The sequence below is a fragment of the Pseudomonas sp. SWRI81 genome, from assembly GCF_014268545.1.
In the GTDB taxonomy this organism is placed as follows: Bacteria; Pseudomonadota; Gammaproteobacteria; order Pseudomonadales; family Pseudomonadaceae; genus Aquipseudomonas; species Aquipseudomonas hamedanensis.
Window position 1 is genome coordinate 113,204 of sequence record NZ_JABWQS010000004.1, and the last position, 23,546, is coordinate 136,749.

The following is a 23,546-nucleotide window of genomic DNA, read 5'->3' on the forward strand; positions in this document are numbered from 1 at the left end:
TCCTGAGCGTTAAGATGCTCCATCTTCAGTCAGATCGTTCATATGAATCTAATATAAGTTTTAACGCTTTATCATCGGTTTTCCGGGAGGGATACATGCAGGCTGACTTTTGGCACGAGAAATGGGCTTCAAACCAGATCGGCTTTCATCAACCTGAAGCGAATCCGTACTTGCAGCGCTATTGGCCGCAGATGGCGCTGACGCCATCGGCGCGTGTGCTGGTGCCGCTGTGCGGGAAAAGCCTGGACCTGCTGTGGCTGGCGGGTCAGGGCCATCAGGTGCTTGGCGTGGAGCTGTCGGATAGGGCCGTTGAGGGTTTTTTCGACGAGCATCGTATCGAACCGCAGATCAGCGAAGAGGGCGCTTTCAAGGTTTACCGCAGTGATGCCATCGAACTGTGGTGCGGGGATTTCTTCGCGCTGACGGCCCAGGATGCTGCAGGCTGCACGGCGTTGTACGACCGCGCCGCGTTGATCGCCTTGCCGGCGCCGATGCGTGAACGTTATGCGGCGCATCTCCAGCAAATCCTCGCGCCCGGCGTGCAGGGGTTGTTGATTACCCTCGATTACCCTCAGGCGCAAATGCCCGGGCCACCGTTTGCGGTGGATGATCAAGAGGTGCAGCGGTTGTTCAGTCAGGGCTGGCAGGTGCAGAGGCTTGCGCAGCAGGATGTGTTGGCCGAGAGCCCGAGGTTTTCCGATGCGGGGGTGACGTCGTTGGTGGAGCGGGTTTACCGGCTTTCCAGCCGTTAGTTCTGTGCAGGCAGTTCCGGCCTCATCGCGAGCAGGCTCACTCCTACATTGATTTCTGGTGGATCAAGGATTACGTGAATACCACAAATCCTGTAGGAGTGAGCCTGCTCGCGATGAGGCCATATCAGGCGCCGAAAAACATCCAGGAAAACGCAAAAAGGCCCGCATCACTGCAGGCCTTCGTTTTTACACCGATGCAGTCAACCGCGACGACGCAACGCGTCAATACGCTCTTCCAGTGGCGGGTGGCTCATGAACATGCGGGCGAAGCCCTGCTTGATGCCGCCATTGATGCCAAACGCGTTCAGGGTGTCCGGCATGTGCACCGGCATGCCCTGTTCGGCGCGCAGGCGTTGCAGGGCGCCGATCATCGCGCTGGTCCCGGCCAGGCGTGCGCCGGCTTCGTCGGCACGGAATTCGCGTTTGCGCGAGAACCACATGACGATGGCGCTGGCGAGGATGCCCAGTACCAGTTCGGCGAAGATGGTTGCCACATAGTAGGCGATGCCCTGGCCTTCTTCGTTCTTGAAGATCACCTTGTCGACGAAGTTGCCGATGATCCGTGCGAAAAACATCACGAAGGTGTTCACCACGCCCTGAATCAGCGCCAGCGTGACCATGTCACCATTGGCGACGTGGCCGATCTCGTGGGCCAGAACAGCTTTCACTTCATCAGGCGAAAAGCGCTCCAGCAGGCCCTGGCTGACGGCAACGAGTGCATCGTTCTTGTTCCAGCCGGTGGCGAAGGCATTCGCCTCGTAGGCCGGGAAAATACCGACTTCGGGCATCTTGATCCCGGCTTCGCGGGACAATTGCTCGACGGTTTGCAGCAGCCATTGCTCATGCCGAGTGCGTGGCTGGCTGATGATCTGGGTACCGGTGCTCATCTTCGCCATCCACTTGGAGATGAACAGCGAGAACAGGGAACCGGCAAAACCAAAGACCGCACAGAATACCAGCAGCTGACTGAGGTCGAGGTCGACCCCGTTGGCCGCCATGAACCCGTTGAAGCCGAACAGGCTCAGGGTGATGCTGGCTATCAGCACGACCGCCAGGTTAGTGGCCAAAAACAGCAGGATGCGCATCATGGTTGTAGAAATCTCCTCAAGCTAAAGATGTAGCGTACTGCGGGGTATATAAGGTGCTGCCACGGGCTATTCAACTGAGTGACTATTTCAAACTGTGTCCTACAGCTGATTCTTCGGTGTACAGCACAGCTCGCACGGCAGATTAAGGCATGAACCGCAGCCAGTTGCGCCCCGTCGCCATTGTGTTGTGTGCGCTAAACGGGGCTGAACCGCAAGTGTAGAAGGCATGCACACGTGCGGAATGTAGAAGTGTTGCTGAATCAGACAGTGCGCAACGTTCTGCCGTTGCGCACTGACTGCGAGCTACTGGCGGTAGGATTTGAGGAAATTGCCGATACGGCCGATGGCCATTTCCAGGTCGTCGACGCGGGGCAGGGTGACCACGCGGAAGTGGTCCGGCCATGGCCAGTTGAACGCCGTGCCTTGCACCACCAGCAGCTTCTCGGAAAGCAGCAGATCGAGGACGAATTTCTCGTCATTGTGGATCGGGCAGACTTTCGGGTCGATTTTCGGGAAGGCATACAGCGCGCCCATCGGCTTGACGCAGCTTACCCCCGGAATATCGTTGAGCAGCTCCCAGGTGCGGTTGCGCTGTTCCAGCAGACGGCCCTGTGGCAGCACCAGATCGTTGATGCTCTGGTAACCGCCCAGCGCGGTCTGGATGGCGTGCTGGCTCGGCACGTTGGCGCACAGGCGCATGTTGGCCAGCATGTCGATGCCTTCGATGTAGCTCTGGGCATTGTGTTTCGGCCCCGAGATAGCGATCCAGCCGGAACGGAAGCCGGCCACGCGGTAGGATTTGGACAGGCCGTTGAAGGTCAGGCACAGCAGGTCCGGCGCCAGGGACGCGGTGCAGATGTGCACGGCATCGTCGTAAAGGATCTTGTCGTAGATCTCGTCGGAGAACACCACCAGGTTATGCGCACGGGCGATTTCCAGCATGCCCAGCAGCACTTCCTTCGAATACACCGCACCCGTCGGGTTGTTCGGGTTGATGATCACCATAGCCTTGGTGTTCGGGGTGATCTTGGCCTTGATGTCGGCCAGGTCCGGGAACCAGTCGGCGCCTTCGTCGCACAGGTAATGCACGGCGTTGCCGCCGGCCAGGCTGACGGCCGCCGTCCACAGCGGATAGTCAGGCGCCGGCACCAGCACTTCGTCGCCGTTGTTGAGCAGCGCCTGCAACGACATCACGATCAGTTCGGACACGCCGTTGCCCAGGTAGATGTCTTCGATGCCGACACCTTCGACCTGCTTCTGCTGGTAGTACTGCATCACCGCCTTGCGCGCGCTGAACAGACCTTTGGAATCGCTGTAGCCTTGTGCGGTCGGCAGGTTGCGGATCACATCCTGAAGGATTTCATCAGGCGCTTCGAAACCGAACGGTGCCGGGTTGCCGATGTTCAGCTTGAGGATGCGCTGGCCTTCCTCTTCCAGTCGTTTGGCGTGCTTGAGCACCGGACCGCGAATGTCGTAGCAGACGTTGGCGAGCTTGTTCGATTTGCTGAACTGCATGGCGATGTGATCCCGAAAATGAACGATCCAGACGGCGAATGGACAACCGTGCTGGGATTCCTGTGTTTTCACACAGGCGGACGTCTTGAGCCGTGGCTCCCATAATCCGTTTGAATGCGCCCGGTCTGACTGCCAGACTGGTGCGTGACGAGGCGCAATCATACGTGCCGCCCGATCCGTGGAAAAGGTACAGATCGGGCTTTTTCAGCCGCTGAGGTGTGATGATGGAAAAGTTGCAAAAACCCCTGGAAGAATGGAAAGCCATGCTCGACCCCGAGCAGTACAACGTCTGCCGTCTGAGCGCGACCGAGCGACCGTTTTCGGGCAAATACAACGACACCAAAACCGACGGTGTCTACCACTGCGTCTGCTGCAATGAGCCGCTGTTCGACTCCACGACCAAGTTCGATTCCGGCTGCGGCTGGCCGAGCTTCTATCAGCCGATCGGCGCAAGCGCGATGACCGAAATCCGCGATACCAGCCACGGCATGATCCGCACTGAAGTGAAATGCGCGCGCTGCGATGCGCATCTGGGCCATGTGTTCCCGGACGGCCCGCCGCCAACCGGCCTGCGTTATTGCATCAACTCGGTGTGCCTGAATCTCGAGCCGCGCGAGTAAGGGACAAGGCGACAGGGTGTCGCCTTTCGGATAATTAAATTGCACACAATTTAATTGCTCGCTATGTTTGGTCTTTCCCATTTCTTGCGGAGCCCGCCCCATGAGCGACAACTTGCTGAACATCCCTTGCATCACCATCAAGGGTGAGCAGAAGACCCTGGCCGATTTCGCTGGCAAAGCGGTGCTGGTGGTCAACACCGCGAGCAAATGCGGTTTCACCCCGCAGTACAAAGGCCTCGAAGCGTTGTGGCAAACCTACAAGGATCAAGGGCTGGTGGTTTTGGGCTTTCCCTGCAATCAGTTCGGCAAGCAGGAACCGGGTAACGAGGGCGCGATCAGCGAATTCTGCGAGCTGAATTTCGGCGTCAGTTTCCCTCTGTTCAAAAAGGTCGAGGTCAACGGTGCCGGCGCTCATCCGTTGTTCGCGCAATTGAAGAAGCGCGCCCCGGGCGTACTTGGTTCCCAGGGCATCAAGTGGAACTTCACCAAATTCCTGATCGGCAAGGACGGCCAGGTGGTCAAGCGTTTCGCCCCGGCGACCAAGCCGCAGGACCTGAGCCACGAGATCGAAGCCCTGCTCAAATGAGCGTCGATTCGCTGAAGCTCGACAGCCAGCTGTGCTTCAAGCTGTACGCCGCGTCCCGCGCGGTGATTCGCGCCTACAAGCCGATGCTCGATCAGCTTGGTCTGACGTACCCGCAGTATCTGGCGATGCTGGTGTTGTGGGAGTGGCAGGAGACCGCCCCGGAGCAACCGACGGTCAAGGCCCTTGGCGAGCGTCTGGCGCTGGACTCCGGCACGCTGACGCCCTTGCTCAAGCGTCTGGAGCAGTTGCACCTGGTGCAGCGCCAGCGCTCGGCCCTCGATGAGCGCGAAGTGCATTTGAGCCTGACCGCTGCCGGACAGGCGTTGCGTGCGCAGGTCGGACCGTTGAAGGCCCGGCTGCTGTGTGACAGCGGTGTCGATCTGGACCGCCTCAATGATTTGCGCGACGGCCTCGATCACTTGTTGGGACAGATCAAGGCGCTGGCGTAGCCGCAATCCACTGATCGAGCAGCGCTGCCAGTTCTTCGCGGCGAAACGGCTTCGCCAGATAGTCGCTCATGCCCGCGGCCCGGCAGCGCTCGCGCTCCTCGGACATGGCGTTGGCGGTCAGGGCGACAATCGGCAGGTTCGGCCAGCGCCCGCTTTGACGAATCTGCCGGCTGGCTTCGTAGCCATCCATCACCGGCATGTTGCAGTCCATCAACACCAGATCGAATGCCTGGACTTCCAGTTGATCCAGCGCCTCGACACCATGGGCGGCCACCACCACCTCGCAGCCGAGCTTGCCCAGCATGCCCTTGGCCACCAATTGATTGACCGGGTTGTCTTCGACCAGCAAGACCCGTGCGCGGCGCGCGCTGGGCGCCGCCTCGAGGCGCGCATCGTCGGTCGTGGCGGTGTCTGGCTGCAGGGTCCGACGCAAATTCTGATAAAGCGCATTGCGCGCCAGCGGTCGTGCCTGTTGCTGCAACGGGGCGAGGGCGGCCGCCTCTTCGCTGGGCAGGAAACTGCCGTAGGCGGTCACCAGTAGAATCGGTGCGACGATGGTCGGTCGCAGCCCGAACAGGCACTCCGGGCAATCAGTGATCAGCACGTCAGGCTTGAGGCCCAGCAACGAGTCATCGATGGTGCGTTGTTCATATTCGAGGCCCCACACCGGCAGCAAACTCTTCAACAACTCGGCCAGGCCGCTGCTGGCCGCGGTGATTGCCAGGACTTTTCCCTGCAGCGGGGCAGGAGCCAACGCCCGGGTGTGGCAGGGCAGCGGCAGCTCGGCGCAGAACTGACTGCCGAAACCGGTCTCCGAACTGATGGTCAGGCGCCCCTGCATGGCTTCGCAGAGGTTGTAGGTCAACGCCAGGCCCAGTCCGGTGCCGCCGTACTGGCGAGTGATCCCGGCTCCGGCCTGGGTGAAGGGCTGGAAAATTTTCACCTGGGCTTCCTGGGCGATGCCGATGCCGGTGTCGCAGACTTCGATGCGCACGCCCTCCTGGTAAGTGCTCAGGCGCACGTCCACCCGGCCGAACCGGGTGAATTTCAGCGCGTTGGACAACAGATTGCTGACGATCTGGCGAACCCGGGTCGGATCGCCCAGCACCAGCGCCGGAAAGTGCGGATCGATCAGACAGCTCAATTCGACACTGGGGGCGGCATTCTGCGACAACAGGTTGGCGGTGTCTTCGATCAGGGCGCCGAGGTCGAACGGAATATGTTCAAGCTCCAGTTGCCCGGCGTCGAACTTCGACAGGTCGAGAATATCGTTGAGCAGCTCCACCAGCACCTTGCCGGAGTCGTGCGCGATCGACAGCTGTTGCTGCTGTTCGGCGTTCAGCGGGCCGTCGAGCGACAGTGCAATCATGCCCAGCAGGCCATTGAGCGGTGTGCGGATCTCGTGGCTCATGTTGGCGAGGAATGCCGAGCGCGCTTCGGCCATTTCCAGCGCGGTGCCGCGGGCGATTTCCAGTTCCTCGTTGGATTGACTGAGCCGGGCGTTGATCGCCTTGAGTTCGGCGGTGCGCGCCGAGACGATGTTTTCCAGTTGACCGAGGTAGTCGGTCAAGCGGTTTTCGGCATTGCGCCGTTGCTGGATCTCGGTCGCGATATTCTCGAACTGCTGGTTGGCGACTTTGACCAGGACACCGATTTCATCATTGCTGTGCCCGGCCGGGCATTCCAGAATGGTCGGCACCGCGGCGCGCGGATCGCGGCCGCTGAGTTCCCGAATCACCCGTACCAGCGGTTTGGTCAGCATCACATAAAACAGCGCCAGCAGAATCCCGGTCAGGAGCAGGCTGCGGGCGAAACCGTTGAGCAAAGTGACTTCGGCCCGCCGCAGGAAGCGGCTGCCGAAGGCATAGGTGTCAACTTCCAGGCTCAAGACACCGAGGGACTCGTTGGGCAAGTGGTCGAGGTACAAGCGGTCTTCGAACTGGCGTTTGGCGCCGAACAGAAAGTCGCTGATCATCCGGTAACCGCTCTGCAGCTCCGGTCGTTTGACGTTGGCCAGTACCGTGCCGTTGTTGTCGGTCAGCTGTGCAGAAATGATCGCGGGCGAGCGCAGCAGGCCCAGGGTGAGTTCCTGGGCGAGTTCGGCGTCAATGTTATAGGCAATGCGTGACGCCGGATTGTGGCTGATTTCCAGCAACGAGAGGATTTCCCGGTTGATGGACGCGTCTTCGCTGGCATAATCGATACCGATTTGCAGCAGGCTGAGCAGCGTGCCCAGAATGAACCCGACCAGCACGGTAAGCCTGGCTTGCTTGTACGACAGCCGGTGGGTGAATTTGATATCCATGGGGTGTTGAACCACTTCCGTTTCCCTTCGCTGCTCAAGCATAGTCGATCATGTATGGATACCGAGGTTCCCGAATCGCCTTGTAACAAGGCTCGAGGCGGGGATTGGGGTCTGTGTGTCGGCGCTGGATCGTCATCATCACTGTGAACCTGCCCGAGGAAAAGACGTGGATTCCCGATTGAATGCTTTTCTTGAACGCGCCGAGTCGGTTCTGGCGCGAATCGAACCCCTGTTGCCGGCCCCGCGTCCCGTCATTGACTGGCACACGTGCCTGGCGGCGCGCTGGCAGCGTGACGGGCGCAGCGGTTACTTGCTGCCGCTTGAAGTCAGCCTCGACATGCGCCTGTCGGACCTGATCGGCGTCGATCGCCAACTGGAGCAACTCGGCCGCAACACTCAACAGTTCCTTGACGGCATGCCGGCCAACCACGCCTTGCTGTGGGGCTCGCGCGGCACCGGCAAGTCTTCGCTGGTACGCGCGCTGCTCGCTGAACACGCCGGGGCCGGCCTGCGCCTGATCGAGATCGAGCGCGATCATCTCGCCGATTTGCCGCGCGTGGTCGAGCAGATCGCCAAGCTGCCGCAGCGTTTCGTGCTGTTTTGCGATGACCTGTCGTTCGAGTCCGGCGAAGGCGACTACCGCGTCCTCAAAAGCGTGCTCGACGGCTCGCTGGAGCAGGCGCCGGACAACGTCTTGCTGTACGCAACGTCCAACCGCCGGCACCTGGTGCCCGAGAAAGAAAGCGATAACGAAAACTGGAAACGCGTCGACGGTGAACTGCACCCCAGCGAAGCGGTGGAAGACAAGATCGCGCTGTCGGACCGCTTCGGCCTGTGGCTGTCGTTCTACCCGTTTACCCAAGAGCATTTTCTCAACGTCGTCGAACACTGGATCGGCCAGTTGGCCGCCAGGGCCGGCTTGAGCTGGCAGCGCGACGAAGCGCTGGACATCCTTGCGGTGCGCTGGGCCACCGGCCGCGGTAATCGTAACGGACGTTGCGCGTACCAATTCGCCCGATATTGGGTGGGACTGAAATTGTTGGAGCAGAAGGCATGATTGATTTGCAACAAAGCGGCCAGGGCCTCGAAGGCTACGGCATGTTGGCCGCACAACTGGAATCGCTGCTGGCGGACGAGCGCGATTTTATCGCCAATGCCGCGCAGTTTTCGGCGTTCCTGTTCAACCAGCTCGACGATCTGAACTGGGCCGGTTTTTATCTCAATCGCAACGACGAGCTGGTGCTCGGTCCGTTCCAGGGGCAGATTGCCTGTGTGCGGATTCCGTTCGGCCGCGGTGTGTGTGGCGCGGCAGCGGCCAGTCGACAGACCCAACGCGTTGAGGACGTGCATGCCTTCCCCGGTCATATTGCCTGCGACAGTGCCTCGAACAGCGAACTGGTGGTGCCGTTGGTCAAGGACGGTCGGCTGATCGGCGTTCTCGATCTGGACAGCCCGAAGCTCGCCCGTTTTGGTGTCGACGACCAGGCCGGAATCGAACATTTGGCAGCGATCTTCCTGCGTCTGACCGATTGCTGATCACGCCGTGAGGCCAGCCTTGTGCAACAGGCTGGCCGGATCCACGGCATCGATTTGTTGCGGATCGAGAAAACGCGTGGCGTAGGCCATGTACACCCCCTCGTTGATGAACAGGCCAAACAAGTCGGCGTCGATATGGGCCTCGCGGCACATGGTGGCCATGATGCCCAGGGCCTCGCTCAAAGACTTGGCTTTCTTGTAGGGCCGATCGGCGGCCGTCAGCGCCTCGAAAATGTCGGCAATCGCCATCATCCGGGCCGGCAGGCTCATGTCTTCGCGCTTCAAGCGTTTGGGGTAACCGGTGCCGTCCATTTTTTCGTGATGGCCGCCGGCGATCTCGGCAATGCTCTCCAGATGCCCGGGGAAGGGCAAGTGGCTGAGCATCATGATGGTCTGCACCATGTGGTGATTGATGATGTAGCGCTCCTCGCGGGTCAGCGTGCCGCGGGCGATGCTCAGGTTGTACAGTTCGCCACGATTGTATTTGTAGCGGGGCACATCGAGCTTGAAACCCCAGGGATTGTCTTCGGGGATCAGCTCACTTGGGTCGCGCTCGACCAGGTGCTCGGGTTTGTCCGCCAACAGCTTTTCCGTGACCGGAAGCACCGGCGCAGACGTACGCGTCTGACGCTGGTTTTCTTCCCATGACACACCGAGGCGGTCGTCCAGGGTGCGCGTCCAGGTACGCTGGGCCAGTTCGCCAAGGCGCTGCAAATCCGCTTCGGCCATGGCCTCGCTGCCCAGGTTACAGCGCGCGACAAAGGCAAAGTCGTCGTCCAGCGCCATCAGCGAGGCATCGCGCAGGCATGCCAGTGCTGCCTCGTCACCGCCCGTCGCCAGCGCTTGCCAATAGCTGATCCAGGCATCGCGCTTGAGCACTTCGAAACGCGTGCGGATCTCGTGGATGCGGTCGTTGATGGTTTCCAGTTTGGTGGCCTTGTCGACTACGTATTCCGGGGTCGTGACCTTGCCGCAATCGTGCAGCCAGGCGGCGATGTGCAAGGCTTCCCATTCATCCTCGCTCGGCCGGTACGCGTTGAAGGCGGGATCGTGGCTGGCGGCCGCCGCCTGGGCAAGCATCAGGGTCAGCTCCGGCACGCGCTGACAGTGGCCGCCGGTGTAGGGGCTTTTTGCGTCGATGGCCCCGGCGAGCAATTGGATAAACGCGTCGAGCAATTGCTTCTGTCTGGCTTGCAGGCGTTGGCTTTCAATGCTCACGGCGGCAGCGCCGGAAACCGCCTGGAGGAAGGCGATGCGATCAGGCCGCAGCTTTTCCAGATCGGCCGCGCTGCCACTGTCTTCCACCAGCAACACCAGCAGGCCAATGGTTTCGTTGTGGCGGTTGTGCAGACGGATGCCGATCAGATGGACTCTCGGGGCTGCCATGGCCAGCAGGATTTTCTGCAGATCACCGGCCTGATCGAAACCCAGGTGGCTGACGACGTTATTGGCGCTGACCAATTGCTCGAACCATGCCGGGCCGTTGTTCTTGTGCAAGTCGTGACCCTCGACTTCGAACGCCTCCAGCGCTTGCGGCGCCCCCTCGATCACCAGCCCGTAAGGCTCCATGCGATTGCCATCATTTTCGCGCAGGTAGATCAGGCCTGCCTGCGCCTGAGCGATCTGCACGGTTTCGAAGAGGACCCGTTGCAGCAAAGGGGCGAACCGGGTCTCGGCGCACAAGCTGTCGGTGATGCGAAAGAAACTTCCCAAGGTGTCTTTCATCCGCGCCATCGACAGGCTCAACTGGTCGACTTCAAGCACTGGCGAACGCCGGGCCAGCGGGAAATTAAAGTCGAAACTGCGAATGGCGTCGGCTTCCTTGACCAGGGCGTGCAACGGCTTGACCAGAATCCGCGAAATCACCCAACCCAGTGGCAGGCATAACAGCAAGGTGGCGAGGGTGATCAGCGCGCCCTGCCAGCGCATCCGGTAGGCATCGATCAGCAACTCGTCTTCCGGCACCAGCAGCGCCAACTGCAAGCCTTTCGGTCCGCCCTCCTGAATATGGCTGCGGGCGACAATCCAATGCCGGCCATCGGCGTGCAGGCGCATGCCATGGGGCTTGCCGGTCAGCAATGCGTGCAGCGCCGGGCTCAGATCGGTCACCCGGGCCAGGCGCGCGGTGCGGTCGTCAACGATCAAGCGGCTGCTGTCGGGGTAGGCCACGGCATTGCCGTCGGCATCGAACAAGGCGACTTCGGTCGATGGGGTGACGCGATGTTTATCCAGCGTTGCCGACAGCGCGGCCAGTGTCAGGTCGGCGCCGATGACGGCGTTTTTGCCGCTGCGCCGGCCCAGGGTGGTTCCCACCGTATGGGTGGAGAAAAACACATAGGGCTCGGTGGTGATCTGCCCGGTCTGCTGACGGGCGTCGGTGAACCAGGCTCGCTCGCGCGGGTCGTAGCGGTCTTGCGGATTGTCCCGGCGACTGATCGGCGCCAGCGCCTGATCGAAGAACAACGATTGCGAATGCACTTCGCCCTGCGGGCCATGCTCGATGCTCCAGACCTGGTAAGTCGCCGCTTCCGGGGCCTTGAGCAAGGATTTCAGGGCGGCGCTGCGCAGCGGGCGGACCATGAAGAAGTCGCCGTTGGCATAACCCAGATACAAAGAGGCCAGATCCGGATTGTCGGTGAGTGATTGGCTGAACGGCCTGAGCAGTGGCAGGCGTTGGTCGAGGCGCTCGGCCTGAGTCGCCGGGTTCTCGGCGAGCAGGCTCAACAGGTGGCGTATCGGTTGATACGTTGCCTGTAGATCGAGGCGTACATCCTGCTCGATACGGGTGAACAGTTTTTCGCTGCTCGACAGGATGATCTTAGTGGTCTGGTGGTAATTGAACAGCCCCAGCACCACGCCCGTCAGCAACAGCAAAAACGTGAACATGACGCTGATGTGCACGTGCAGCGGTAACCGGCGTTGCTCCGGGCGCAGTGGGCTGGGCATTTCAGACACTCCATGACGTTTAACTCACTGCTCAGCGTTCAAGCATAGTTAAGGCCGGCACATTGTGCTTTGGTCAAATGCCGCCAATTGCGCCTGCAGGGCCTGCTCCAGTTGCAGCATCGCCTGATTGCTTGCCTCGCTTCGACGGGCGACCTCGTCAGTCGCCAACCCTTGCATGCAGGCGTGTTCAAGCGCATCGCAACATTCGATCAGGCGTGTGGCCTGGGCAATGCGCGCCGCCCCCTTGATCTTGTGGGCGACCACGGCAAGCGCGTCGCGATCATGCTGCGGTGACAGTGCGAGCAGCTCTTCGCGGTCGAGACGACTGCTTTTGAGCAACTCCACCAGCATTCGTCGCGTCTGCGCAGGATTGCCGCCGGTGAGCATGCGCAGATTCTCCAGGCTGAATACCGGCGCCGTTGCGGTTGGCGTGATGCCGTCGACCCACTGGCTGAGCAGGCTCAGGCTCAATGGCTTGAACAGACAGTCGTTCATGCCGGCCTGCTTGCAGCGTTGTATTTCCTCGGGTTGGGCGTTCGCTGTGAATCCCAGCACGGTGCAGGGCGGGCTGCGTGTCTGCAGCTCTTGTTGACGAATTGCGCGGGTCAGCTCGTAGCCGTTCATCAAGGGCATGTTGCAGTCGACAATCACCAGATCGAACTGGCCGTTTTTCCACAGTTCGAGGCCGCTGCAGCCGTCTTCGGCAATGCTGAAACGGTGGCCGAGGAATTCCAGCTGCTGGCACATCAACAAGCGGTTTGCCGGATGGTCGTCCACCACCAGTACGCTCAGGGGCGTCGTCGCGGGCGTGATCGCCGACTCGGTTCGGGGTGCAATGATCTGCGCCGGCGCGGTGTCCAGTGGCAGGGACACGCAGACTTGCGTGCCGATGCCGGGCTGGCTGCTCAGTTGCAACTGTCCGCCCATCATTTCGCAGAGGTTGCGACTGATGACCAGCCCCAGCCCGGCACCGCTCTTCGCCTGACGATTGCCGTTTTCTGCCTGGGCGAAAGGCTCGAACAAACGTTGCTGGTCTTCGGCACTGATGCCGATGCCGCTGTCCTGGACGCTAAGTTGCATCAGGGCGCGGCCGGGGGTGTTCGAACTCATCAGGTCCAGGGTGATCCTGATGTGTCCGTGATCGGTAAATTTGATGGCATTGCTGACAAGATTGGACAGCACTTGCTTGAAGCGCAGTGGGTCAATCTGCACATCCACGGCAACGTCCGGCGGGTTGAAGACGACTTGCAAGGCAAGATTTTTCTGGCGGGCGAGCCCGTCGAAGATTCTTGCAACGGATTTCACCGTATCGCCAAGGTTCACCCATTCAGGGCAAAGACTCAGGCGACCGGACTCGATGCGAGCAATGTCGAGAATGTCGCCGATCAAGCCCAGCAGATCCTTGGCCGACTGATAGGCCGTGTCGATCGAGGCACGATCCGGATGGTGTGGGTCCATGCGCCGCAGCGTCAGTTCGAGCATGCCGATCACGGCATTCATCGGTGTGCGGATTTCATGGCTCATGGTTGCCAGGAAGGTGCTTTTCGCCCGATTGGCCTCATCGGCCTGTTCCTTGGCTGCGCGCAAGTCCTCGCACAACTGGCGGCGTTCGCTGATGTCGATCCAGCCACCGATAATGCCTTTGACCTCGCCGCTGGAGTCGCGGTAGGGCAGTATCCAGTGATAGATCGTCAGCCGCCGGTTGCCGATATGCAGCGGACGGTCGAGCAGCAGCGGGGTGCCCTCGGTGACGACTCGTTGATAATCGGCATGGAAGGCCTGGGCTTCGAACGCGTTGCTCAGACTGCCCTGAACGACGGTTTTGCCGATGACGTCTTCGCGTCTGGCGTTGAATGCTTCGAGGTAGCTGTCGTTACAGCTCTGTAATAGTCCTTCGCGATCACGTACGTAGATCGGATGCGGCGTACCGTTGAGCAGAGAACGCATGAATTCCAGTTGGTCGTTGAGGGCGCGCTCGGCTGCCTGGCGCTGTTTGATCTGATGTCGCATATAAGCGTTCCACACCAGTAACAGCAGCAATATCAGGCACGCCGCGGCGATGACTTGGTAAAAGAGGCGTTGGTAGTTTTGCCAGATATTCTGCGAGGCAGTGGAATAGCCGCGCCAGCGCCCGTTGATCACCCCCAGCTCTTCCGGGGCAATGCTCAGCAACGCCTTGTTGATGATCGACGCCAGCTCCGTGCTGTCCCGTGCCGTCACCAGCGAAAACGCTGCCTGACCGGTGCCGATGGTGGTGGTGATCTGCAACGCCCGGTCGAAGATCCGTGAAGAAATGAAGTAGTTGGCAATCACCAGTGAACTCACGGCGCCGTCGACATGATTTTCCGCCAGTAATGAGACTGCACTGAACGTATCGGGCGTTTCGATCAGGCGAATGCCGGGGTACTCGCTGCGCAGGTATTGGACCATCGGATTGCCTTGGGCAATCGCCACCTGTCTGCCTTTGAGCTGATTCAGATTGCTCGGGCCGTCGGCGCTCTTTCGGGTCAACAGAACATAGGAGTTTTCCAGATACGGGCGGCTGAAGTTGAGGGTCTTCTCGCGTTCGGGGGTGGGCAGCAGCGCCGCAATCAGGTCGACTTGGTGGTTATCGATCTGTTTGATCATTTCGGCGTCGTTACGGCTGCGGCGGATGTCGAAGCGCAGGCCGGTGCGCAGCCGGATCAGTTCGAGCAGGTCGGCGCTGATGCCGCGAAAATTGCCATCGCTGTCGAAGAACGTCAGCGGCGCGAATGCCTCGTTCACCACCACACTGACCACCGGATGCTGCTTGAGCCAGTGTTCTTCGCGTTGGGTCAGTTGCAGTTTCTTGTCGGTAAGCAGCAGGTCGCTGCCGGCGTTCCAGCGTTTGGCAATGTTGTCGCGTTCGGCGCTCGGCACGGCGTTGAGTACGGTATCGATAATGCTCAACAGTTGCGGGTTGTCGCGCCGCACGGCGAAACTGAAGCCCTGCGCCTCCTGCTTGCCGAAGTTGGCCATGCGAACGTTGTTGAGGTAGCCCTTGTTGATCATGTAATGGGTGGACAGGGTGTCGCCGAGAAAGACATCGGCCTGGTCGAATGCCACGGCATTAAGGGCATTCTGATAAGAGGGGTAGCAGGTAATGAGCGCTTTTGGGTATAGCGCCTTGACTTCGGGCAGCGGCAGATAGTGATAGACCATGCTCAGGCGCAACCCCGCCAGGCCTTCGCTGAGCGGGCGGGTTTCGTCTTCGCGCGTCACGAGGACGGGTTGGTCAATGGCATAGGGGACCGAGAGCGCAAGATTGGCGTTACTCGCTTCGTAGCCGTTCGCGGTGCCGAGCAGATCGACCTGGCCATCGACCAGGGCGCGAATCGCGGCCTCCCGGGAAGGGAAGCGTTTTACCCGCACCGGCAATCCGGTGGCCTGACTGACAAGCCCTGCGTAGTCGGCCGTCAAACCCTCGTAATCCTTGCCGCTGGCGGTCATGTCAAAGGGCGGGTAATCCGGCGCGGAGGTGCCCAGTATCAGTTCGCCGCGCGCTTGCAGCCAGTGCCGCTGGGACTGTTCGAACGTGACGGGCAACGTCTCGACTACCGATCGGCTGAGCAAGGCGTAGTCCGGCGAAGCGGCGGGCATGGCGGACACGCCGGCATTCAGGCACAGACCTGTACACAACGCGATAAGGAAGTCCTTCAAACGGCTGAACATGCGGGATCTCACACGAGTGCGTTTCGTTTGGCCATCTCGATAAGTTCTACCAGGGATTTGGCTTTGAGTTTTTGCATCAGGCGCTTTTTATAGGTGCTGACGGTTTTATTACTGAGAAACATGCCCTTGGCTATTTCCTTGTTGGTTCGGCCCTGGGCGAATAATTGCAATACCATCAGTTCGCGGTCATTTACCGACTTGAAAAGTTCAAGTTCGGCATAACGAGTGTCATCACTGCGTACCGGATTCAATGCCTGGCTGGGGAAATAGTTATAACCGGAAAGTACCGCCTTAATAGCGCTGACCAATTCACTCAAGTCTTCCTGTTTACAGACATAACCCGACGCACCGGACTGCATGCAGCGGATGCCGAACAGTGTCGGACACTGTGCCGTCAGAATCAGGATCTTCAGCGCAGAGCCCATGGCGTTGAAGCGGGCCAGTACTTCCAGGCCGTCCAGCTTGGGAATGCTGACGTCGAGGATGACCAGATCAGGCATGCATTCGCGGACCATCTGCATGGCATCGACACCGTTGTCGGTTTCGCCAACGACCTTATAACCTTCATGCTCCAGCAACATTCGAACGGCGAGACGGATGACCGGATGATCGTCGACGATAAAAACGGAGTTCATAATCAAATCCCATGCAAGCACGAATAAAGCGCGCACCTTAGCTCAGTTGAATGAGCGCTCGCATGGACTCACAGTGTCTCGGGTGCGTTATCGGATAAATCCTACATTCAATAAGGAAAGGGACTACATGTAAATTAGGATTGGCGTAAGGAAGTGCGGGCTTGGCAAGGGCTTATAGTTGGCCTTTTTAATTTTGCAAGTGTTGATTCAGTGTCTTTACACAGATGTTTAAAAGTTATCGGCCAATAGCGAGTTCCGGTTCTATTCAGTGACCTCTCAGCGTGAATCGCACTGGCAGTCGCTGAGGTCTGAAAAGCGTTTATGTCTCGTGCAGACGTGCGCCTTCAGCCGGCCGACGGATCGGCCGGCTGAAGGCGCGGTTTCAATGACTGGAGCGCCCGGTCATTTCCAGCGCCATATCGCTGGCGTAGCTGTCGGTCATGCCGGCGATAAAGTCGATCATGCGCAGAAACGAAGTGTGTAACGAACCCTGTGGATGCGGAGCGTTGTTGCCCAGCAGATCAAGGATGCGTCGGCTTTTGAATGACGGCGTGCGCCCGTTGTGTTGCTCCAGCGCAGCGCCGCAGAACGAGTTGAGCAGGATTTCCAGTGTCGTGTAGGCACCGATTTCATGCAGTGTCTTGCGTTTGTCCTGGAAGATTTTCTTGCGGGCGATGTCCTTGGCATTCAGCACGCAGCGTTTCGCCGGACCGTGCATGTGCTCCACCAGATCGCCGTGCAGGGTGCCGGCAAGCAGCGCCTCTTGCTGTTCGACAAACGCCCGTGCCGCCGCGTTGGTCAAGTGTTCGATGGCCTTGCCGCGCAGGATCGCCAGTTTGCGCCGCCGCGAATCCTGCGGACCGAGCTGACGGTAAGTCTCCGGCAGATCGTCGCCGACCAGACCGAGCAACAGCGACTCGACTTCGGCGTACTCCAGCAAGTCCATTTCCAGGCCGTCCTCGAGGTCGATCAGCGCATAACAGATATCGTCGGCGGCCTCCATCAGGTACACCAGCGGATGCCGCGCCCAGCGCTGTTCCTCCAGTTGTGGCAGGCCAAGTTTGCTGGCGATCTGTTCGAGCAAGGGCAGTTCGCTCTGGTAGCAGCCGAACTTGTGTTTCTTGTAACCCAGAGAGTCGGCGTGACGTGCCGTCCACGGGTACTTCAGATAAGTCCCGAGAGTGGCGTAGGTCAGGCGGGTGCCGCCGTCGAACTGGTGATACTCCAGTTGCGTCAGGACACGGAAACCCTGGGCATTGCCTTCGAAATTGAGGAAATCGCTGCGTTCGGCTTCGCTCATGTCGTCGAGCCAGCCGCGTCCCGCTGCCTGCTGGAACCAATGGCGAATCGCGTCTTCCCCGGAATGGCCGAACGGCGGGTTGCCGATGTCATGGGCCAGGCAGGCGGACTGCACCACCATGCCCAGATCGGCCGGGTCGCACCATGGCGGCAGGGCGCTGCGCAAGGTTTCGCCGACGCGCATGCCCAGCGAGCGGCCTACGCAGCTGACTTCCAGCGAGTGGGTCAGGCGCGTGTGAATGTGATCGTTGCTCGTCACCGGGTGCACTTGGGTCTTGCGGCCCAGGCGGCGGAAGGCACCGGAAAAGATGATGCGGTCATGGTCTTTGTGAAAAGGGCTGCGGCCGAGTTCTTGCGGGCTGTGCAGCGGCTTGCCGAGGCGTTCGCGGTTGAGCAGGGTTGGCCAATCCAAGGCTGATTCTCTCCGTCTGGTGACTGATCCCCTAGCTTCCCGGTTCACGCTGGCGCCTGCAAGCGCAACTACAGTCCGGCGGCATCAATGTCGATCAACAGCAACCGTTCGCCGTTATCGAAAAACTGCCCGGCCGTCAGGCAATACTGATTGCTGGTGGCGTCGCGGTACGTCGTCGACAGGGTCAGGCGGCGCTCTTCCCAGCCTTCGGCGAGCAGTTGATAAAAGTACGGGCGCCACGACCAGTTGTGCCCCAGGTAACGGTTGTCGGCGACCCAGCCGTTGTGGCGCCATTCCAGGTTGGGCGTCAGTTGGGTGCCGTGGCGGTCGCATTGATAAAAACGCAGCAGCCAGGGAAAAGCTTCCAGTTGCGGTAACGCACTGAGTGATGCGTGCGCGCCGGCCCAGGCTTGCAAAATGTTCATGAGTTGGCCGAGTTGCTGGCGCATTTGCATCAGGCGCCCGCGCTCGGCCAGCTTTTGTTGCACGTAGCGTTGTCGCAGTCTGGCGAAGTGTTGCACGAAGGCATCGGTGGCGAAGAACGCTTGCTGCGCGCGGGCGAACAGAAAACCCTGCACGTAACGTGAGCCGCACTCAAGGGCGAAATTCAGTTGGGCTTCGGTCTCGACGCCTTCGGCGATGATCCAGCAGCCGGTTTTCTCGGCCATTTGCGCCAGCGCCTTGACCACGTCACTGCTGGGCCCGCCAAGTGCCGCGGCCTGGAACAGGCGCATGTCGAGTTTGAGGATGTCCGGTTGCAGTGCCAAGACACGGTCGAGCTGCGAATAGCCGGCGCCAAAATCGTCAATGGCGATGCGCGCACCAGCCTCTCGATAACGTCCCACGACGTCGGCCAGGCGTTGGCTGTTGCCGCCCAGTTCGGTAATTTCGAACACGATGCGTTGCGGGTCGACACCGTGTTGCGCCAATTGCTTGAGGCTGGGCAGCGCCTGATCCGGGCGCAGGCGACTGATCCAGCGCGGTGACATGTTCAGGCCGAGGAACCAGTCGGCGGGGGCCTCATGCAGGCGGCTCAAGGCGTTGTCGCGGATCTGTCGGTCGAGCCGGCGCAGGGCCACGGCCGGCGCGCGTGGGTCGGCGAACAGCGGACCGACCGAATGCAGTTGCCCGTCGGCCTGGCGCAGGCGACCCAATGCCTCGACGCCTGCGATGCGTCCAGTGGCGGTATCAATGAAAGGCTGAAAGCAGGCGAGCGGTTGCCCGTCGATCACGGGGCCTCCTTAGTCGTTGTTGTTCTGATTGAACCCGCCGACCGGATAGGCGCACGGGATTGAACCTCCCGCTAAAGAGGTTCATCCCGCCGATAGTGCAAGAATGTAGCCAGATGTATCGCGTCAGCGTTTACGCGTGGTTTGCAGGACCAGTTTGATCAGCGGACCCAGCGTGGTGCCCAATCGAACCAGCCGGCCCAGACCGCCGGTGCCGCCGCTTTTCGCGCCTTTGCCGGTCAGAAAACCCAGTAGCGTCACGGCTGCCACGCCCCATAACGGCGCGTGTTTGATGCCGAAGCCATCCTGCAGGTTTTGCGTCATGCCGCGCACACGTTGCAGTGGCTGCAGCACTTGCCCGGCTTCGTGGCGAATTTCCTGGCGATGCATTTCCATGCGCAGGCGGATCAGCGCCTTGCGCATTTCTCGCCGTGAGCTGTTGTGGGGAAGTTCAGGCAGGCTCATGGCAGCAGACGCTCCCGGTCGTTGGCCAGCTCTTCGAGCGTGCCGTGGAAGGGCGAGGATTCATCGAAGATCGCCGCCTTGAGGCGCAATCCGCAGAAAATCGAAGCCAGCGTATAGAAGACACACAGGCCGATGATCGCCGCCAGGCGGTATGTATCCCAGAAGATGATCATGACCAGTGTCGACAGGCCCACCAACAGCAGCAGGGCGAAGACCAGCGCCAGACCGGCAAACAGCAGCAGGCTGACGGTGCGTGATTTCTGCTCCTGCAATTCGATGCCGAACAATTCGACATGACTGTGCAGCAGACCCAGAACAGCGGCGCCCAGGCGCCGCGTGGAGGAGGCGGTGCCCGCAGTCGGGCCGGATTCACCGATCGACATGATCAGCGCCGCGTGGCCAGCAGGCCAATCAGAAAGCCGACGCCGGCGGCGATGCCGACCGACTGCCATGGGTTGGCCGAGACGTAATCCTCGGTGGCGGTCACGGCGGCCTGGCCGCGCTCGCGCAGGGTGTCCTCGGTGAGCTTGAGGGTCTCACGGGCGCGCAGCAGGCTTTCGTGGATCTGCCCACGCAATTCATCCGCCTGATCGCCGGCCAGGGTGGCGGTGTGCTCGAGCAACCGTTCGGTGTCGGCGACCAGAGTCTGGAAGTCGTTCATCAGGATTTCTTGAGCAGTCTTTGCCTTGATGCTGGCCATGGGTGGATCTCCGTAAGTGGCGTCTGAAGCGTTCGAGTATGAGCCTTGCGCGAAGGTTCAGTACAAATGACTGGTACAACTTTTGCTGTGTGCTGGTGCATCGCCTGGCATTCGTGCGCTGTTGCCGGGCGTGCCGGTGCAAAACCTTAACTCAAATGATCCCGGTTCGTGTCAGCCCATCGATCTTGTGCGCCAAAGCGGTTCGTCGATCCTTGATCGCGGTGACTGCGTTGGCGCAACTTGGTGCATGAAATGGGCGAGCGAACCGCTTTGGTGCCTTTTTAGCCTTCAGGTCTGCCTCCCATGGAAACTCTGCAAAGCGCTGTGGACACGCTGGTTCACAGCTCCAATACGTTGTTCATTCTGATCGGTGCGGTGATGGTGCTGGCAATGCATGCCGGTTTCGCCTTTCTGGAAGTCGGCACCGTCCGGCAGAAGAATCAGGTCAACGCCTTGTCGAAAATTCTCAGCGATTTCGCCGTCTCCACGCTCGCCTATTTCTTTATAGGCTATTGGATCTCTTACGGCGTGACGTTCATGCAGCCGGCGGCTGTGCTGAGTGCCGATCATGGTTACCCACTGGTGAAGTTTTTCTTCCTGCTGACCTTCGCCGCGGCGATTCCGGCGATCATTTCCGGTGGGATCGCCGAACGCGCGCGCTTTGTTCCACAGCTGTGTGCCACGGCATTGATCGTGGCGTTTATCTACCCGTTTTTCGAAGGCATCGTCTGGAACGGCAACTACGGTGTGCAAGCGTGGCTGACGGTGCAGTTCGGGGCAGCGTTTCATGACTTCGCAGGCTCCGTGGTGGTGCATGCCATGGGCGGCTGGCTGGCGCTGGCCGCGGTGCTGCTGCTTGGCCCGCGCAATGGCCGCTATCGCGACGGACGATTGGTTGCGTTTGCACCTTCGAGCATTCCATTCCTGGCACTGGGCTCGTGGATTCTGATTGTCGGCTGGTTCGGCTTCAACGTGATGAGCGCGCAGACGCTGCAAGGCGTCAGTGGCCTGGTGGCGGTCAACTCGTTGATGGCAATGGTCGGCGGCACGGTGGCGGCTTTGATCGTCGGGCGCAATGACCCCGGGTTTCTGCACAACGGCCCATTGGCCGGGTTGGTGGCGATTTGCGCAGGGTCCGATCTGATGCATCCGGTCGGCGCGCTGGTCACCGGCGCGATAGCGGGCGCGCTGTTTGTCTGGTGCTTTACCGCCGCGCAGGTCAAATGGCGTATCGACGACGTGCTGGGGGTGTGGCCGCTGCACGGCGTGTGCGGTGTGTGGGGCGCCATTGCCTGCGGTATTTTCGGCCAGACCGCGCTGGGTGGCCTGGGCGGCGTCAGCCTGATCAGCCAGTTGCTCGGCACCGCACTGGGCGTTGCGGTGGCGCTGCTCGGCGGTTTCGTGGTTTACGGCGTGATCAAGGCGCTGCATGGGCTGCGCCTGACTCAGGAACAAGAGTATTACGGCGCCGACCTGTCGCTGCACAAGATCGGCGCCGTGAGTCAGGACTAACGCTCTTCATCATCGGCACCGGGATAAAAACCGTGCAGCAGGCGATAGCGGTCGACGCGCACCTGATCGACCTTCGCCTGCACCTGATGCGCCGGCAGACCGAGCATGATCAGCGCGTGAGAGGCGAGCATCAGACTCGATTCCAACAGCTCTGGCACCACTTCGCTGGCGCCGGCCGCTTTCAGTTCGGCCCATTGGCTGTCGTCGCGCGTGCGGACCAGAATCGGCACGTGTGCGTTAAGTCGCCGCGCTTCCTTGAGAATGCCCAGGGCCACGTCACTTTGATCCACCGCAATCACCAATAACCTGGCGCGCAGCAGGCCAACGGCGGTCAGCAAGTCACCGCGCGACGAGTCGCCGTAATGCACGGCGCTTTCTGCGCACGCGGCCTCCCGGACACGCACGGGGTCATTATCCAGCGCGATATAGGGTTGACTGGCGTTGCGCAGGAAGCGTCCGATCGACTGGCCGACGCGACCGTATCCGCATATCACCACGTGCTTGTCGAGGTCGGCGTTGAGCGCGCTGATCTGTTCGATCTGAGCCTCCTGATTAGGCTTGCGGTGCAGCGCTGCCGCGATGCGTGGCGCCGCGCGCAGCAGCACAGGCGTGAGCAGCATCGAGCAGAATGTCGCCGCCAGCAGCAGGGCGCCCAGCTCGGCAGGCATCAGCTGGTTTTGCTGCATCTGCGCCATCAGGGCAAAACAGAACTCGCCGCCCTGGGCCAACGCCAGACCGCTGCGCCACGCCGTTTCACTGTCGCTGCCGCGCCACTTCACCAGCAGCGCGACCACGACGCCCTTGATCAGCATCAGGCCGAGGGTGAGGCCGACGATCAACAGACCGTGACTGGCAAACAGTTGCAGGTCGATCAGCATGCCGATGCTGACGAAAAACACCCCGAGCAGGATGTCGCGAAAGGGCCGGATATCGGCTTCGATCTGGTGTCGATAGTGACTCTCACCGAGTAGCATGCCGGCGAGAAACGCGCCAAGGGCCGGTGACAGACCCAGCAAGTGGGTCAGCCACGCGGTGAGCAGCACAATCACCAGCGCCAGCAGGACAAACAACTCCGCCGAGCGCGAGGCCGCTACTTCATGGAACAAACGCGGCAGCAGCCAGCGACTGGCCAGAAGCAGGCCGACAAACAGCACCACGGTCTTTGCCAGGGTCAGCGGCAATGCCCAGTACCAGGCCTGCTCGCTGCTGCCGGCGAAGACGGGCACCAGGGTCAGCAGCAAAACTGCGACAACATCCTGGAACAATAGAACGCCAATCGCGTTCTGGCCGTGGCTACTGAATACTTCGCCGAGGCTGCCCAGCTCCTTGGTGACGATCGCGGTGGAGGACAGCGAAAGCCCCGCGCCGAGCAATAGCGCCGGCGTCATTGGCATGCCCAGCAGCATCAGCAACAGACCGAGGACGGCGGTACTGATCAGCACCTGCTGACTGCCTAGGCGGAACACCACCTGACGCAATGCAATCATCTTCGACAGCGAGAACTCCAGGCCCAGGGAGAACAGCAGGAACACCACGCCCAGTTCGGCGACGTCGGGCAGGTGTTCACTTTCATTGACCCAGTCGAATGCGCTCGGCCCGACCAGCAATCCCACGCACAGGTAACCCAGTACCGGCGGCAGCCGCAGGCGACGGAACAGGGCAATCACCACGAGGGACGAGGCGAGGATGATCAACAGGTTGGCAAACACGAGACGCTCCGATGTCAGGCTCTGGCCTCTCAAGCGTAGAGGCAAAAAGAGCGGGAGGATGACGGATCGGTGATTTGAGCGCACTGATGTGCGTC

General features: G+C 60.5%; 19 protein-coding genes. 7 read left to right on the forward strand and 12 right to left on the reverse strand.

All coding sequences use genetic code 11. The features are described 5' to 3' along the window. Window positions 1-95 precede the first annotated feature (95 nt). The gene (locus HU765_RS04300; RefSeq protein WP_186619163.1) at window positions 96-752 is read left to right on the forward strand and encodes a thiopurine S-methyltransferase; all 657 of its coding nucleotides are present in this window, start codon (window positions 96-98) and stop codon (window positions 750-752) included. Window positions 753-952: 200 nt separating this feature from the next. Here HU765_RS04300 and htpX read toward each other — a convergent pair whose 3' ends face one another. Beyond that, entirely contained in the window at window positions 953-1,840 is an 888-nt protein-coding gene (gene htpX, locus HU765_RS04305; RefSeq protein ID WP_186547105.1) for a protease HtpX, read from the reverse strand. A 303-nt stretch (window positions 1,841-2,143) separates the two neighbouring features. Beyond that, window positions 2,144-3,355, reverse strand: coding sequence for a pyridoxal phosphate-dependent aminotransferase (locus HU765_RS04310; RefSeq protein ID WP_016770856.1), 1,212 nt, complete (start codon window positions 3,353-3,355; stop codon window positions 2,144-2,146). A gap of 224 nt (window positions 3,356-3,579) precedes the next feature. Here HU765_RS04310 and msrB point away from each other — a divergent pair, with 224 nt between their 5' ends. The 3 genes from msrB (at window position 3,580) to HU765_RS04325 (ending at window position 5,010) form a co-directional block, all read left to right on the forward strand. Then, on the forward strand, window positions 3,580-3,975 hold the full coding sequence (msrB, locus tag HU765_RS04315; protein WP_186619164.1) for a peptide-methionine (R)-S-oxide reductase MsrB: 396 nt from the start codon (window positions 3,580-3,582) through the stop codon (window positions 3,973-3,975). A gap of 100 nt (window positions 3,976-4,075) precedes the next feature. Next, window positions 4,076-4,561: a glutathione peroxidase gene (locus tag HU765_RS04320; RefSeq protein ID WP_186619165.1), complete on the forward strand. Its 486-nt coding sequence runs from the start codon at window positions 4,076-4,078 to the stop codon at window positions 4,559-4,561. Next, complete coding sequence (locus HU765_RS04325) at window positions 4,558-5,010, forward strand: MarR family transcriptional regulator (RefSeq protein WP_186619166.1); 453 nt, start codon at window positions 4,558-4,560, stop codon at window positions 5,008-5,010. Before HU765_RS04320 ends, HU765_RS04325 begins: the two co-directional genes overlap by 4 nt. Here HU765_RS04325 and HU765_RS04330 read toward each other — a convergent pair. Continuing rightward, window positions 4,994-7,315 (reverse strand): response regulator, encoded by a 2,322-nt coding sequence (locus tag HU765_RS04330; protein WP_186619167.1) that lies wholly within the window; start codon window positions 7,313-7,315, stop codon window positions 4,994-4,996. The two genes, HU765_RS04325 and HU765_RS04330, sit on opposite strands and share 17 nt — an antisense overlap. A 166-nt stretch (window positions 7,316-7,481) precedes the next feature. Here HU765_RS04330 and HU765_RS04335 point away from each other — a divergent pair, with 166 nt between their 5' ends. Then, window positions 7,482-8,372 (forward strand): DUF815 domain-containing protein, encoded by an 891-nt coding sequence (locus tag HU765_RS04335; RefSeq protein ID WP_186619168.1) that lies wholly within the window; start codon window positions 7,482-7,484, stop codon window positions 8,370-8,372. Further along, on the forward strand, window positions 8,369-8,851 hold the full coding sequence (locus HU765_RS04340; protein ID WP_186619169.1) for a GAF domain-containing protein: 483 nt from the start codon (window positions 8,369-8,371) through the stop codon (window positions 8,849-8,851). The genes HU765_RS04335 and HU765_RS04340 overlap by 4 nt, the downstream gene beginning before the upstream one ends. Here HU765_RS04340 and HU765_RS04345 read toward each other — a convergent pair whose 3' ends face one another. The 8 genes from HU765_RS04345 to HU765_RS04380 form a co-directional block, all read right to left on the reverse strand. Beyond that, complete coding sequence (locus HU765_RS04345; protein ID WP_186619170.1) at window positions 8,852-11,797, reverse strand: HD domain-containing phosphohydrolase; 2,946 nt, start codon at window positions 11,795-11,797, stop codon at window positions 8,852-8,854. 48 nt (window positions 11,798-11,845) lie between these two features. Next, on the reverse strand, window positions 11,846-15,490 hold the full coding sequence (locus HU765_RS04350) for a transporter substrate-binding domain-containing protein (RefSeq protein WP_186619171.1): 3,645 nt from the start codon (window positions 15,488-15,490) through the stop codon (window positions 11,846-11,848). A gap of 8 nt (window positions 15,491-15,498) precedes the next feature. Beyond that, a complete protein-coding gene (locus HU765_RS04355; RefSeq protein ID WP_186547177.1) occupies window positions 15,499-16,125 on the reverse strand; it encodes a response regulator transcription factor in 627 nt (208 codons plus the stop codon). Between the two features lie 382 nt (window positions 16,126-16,507). Further along, window positions 16,508-17,836 (reverse strand): deoxyguanosinetriphosphate triphosphohydrolase, encoded by a 1,329-nt coding sequence (locus HU765_RS04360; RefSeq protein ID WP_186619172.1) that lies wholly within the window; start codon window positions 17,834-17,836, stop codon window positions 16,508-16,510. Window positions 17,837-17,904: 68 nt separating this feature from the next. Then, window positions 17,905-19,068 carry an EAL domain-containing protein gene (locus HU765_RS04365; RefSeq protein WP_186619173.1) on the reverse strand — a complete coding sequence of 388 codons (1,164 nt, stop codon included), beginning with the start codon at window positions 19,066-19,068 and terminating at the stop codon, window positions 17,905-17,907. A 123-nt stretch (window positions 19,069-19,191) separates the two neighbouring features. Further along, window positions 19,192-19,530: a hypothetical protein gene (locus HU765_RS04370; protein ID WP_186547116.1), complete on the reverse strand. Its 339-nt coding sequence runs from the start codon at window positions 19,528-19,530 to the stop codon at window positions 19,192-19,194. Next, a complete protein-coding gene (locus HU765_RS04375) occupies window positions 19,527-19,913 on the reverse strand; it encodes a phage holin family protein (RefSeq protein WP_008079909.1) in 387 nt (128 codons plus the stop codon). The genes HU765_RS04370 and HU765_RS04375 overlap by 4 nt, the downstream gene beginning before the upstream one ends. Window positions 19,914-19,915: 2 nt before the next feature. After that, window positions 19,916-20,230 (reverse strand): YqjD family protein, encoded by a 315-nt coding sequence (locus HU765_RS04380; protein ID WP_186547117.1) that lies wholly within the window; start codon window positions 20,228-20,230, stop codon window positions 19,916-19,918. Between the two features lie 303 nt (window positions 20,231-20,533). On the opposite strand from HU765_RS04380, the gene HU765_RS04385 reads away from it, so the two are divergent. Continuing rightward, window positions 20,534-21,742 (forward strand): ammonium transporter, encoded by a 1,209-nt coding sequence (locus HU765_RS04385; RefSeq protein WP_186619174.1) that lies wholly within the window; start codon window positions 20,534-20,536, stop codon window positions 21,740-21,742. Here HU765_RS04385 and HU765_RS04390 read toward each other — a convergent pair. After that, window positions 21,739-23,451, reverse strand: coding sequence for a monovalent cation:proton antiporter-2 (CPA2) family protein (locus tag HU765_RS04390; protein WP_186619175.1), 1,713 nt, complete (start codon window positions 23,449-23,451; stop codon window positions 21,739-21,741). The two genes, HU765_RS04385 and HU765_RS04390, sit on opposite strands and share 4 nt — an antisense overlap. Between the last annotated feature and the right edge of the window lie 95 nt (window positions 23,452-23,546).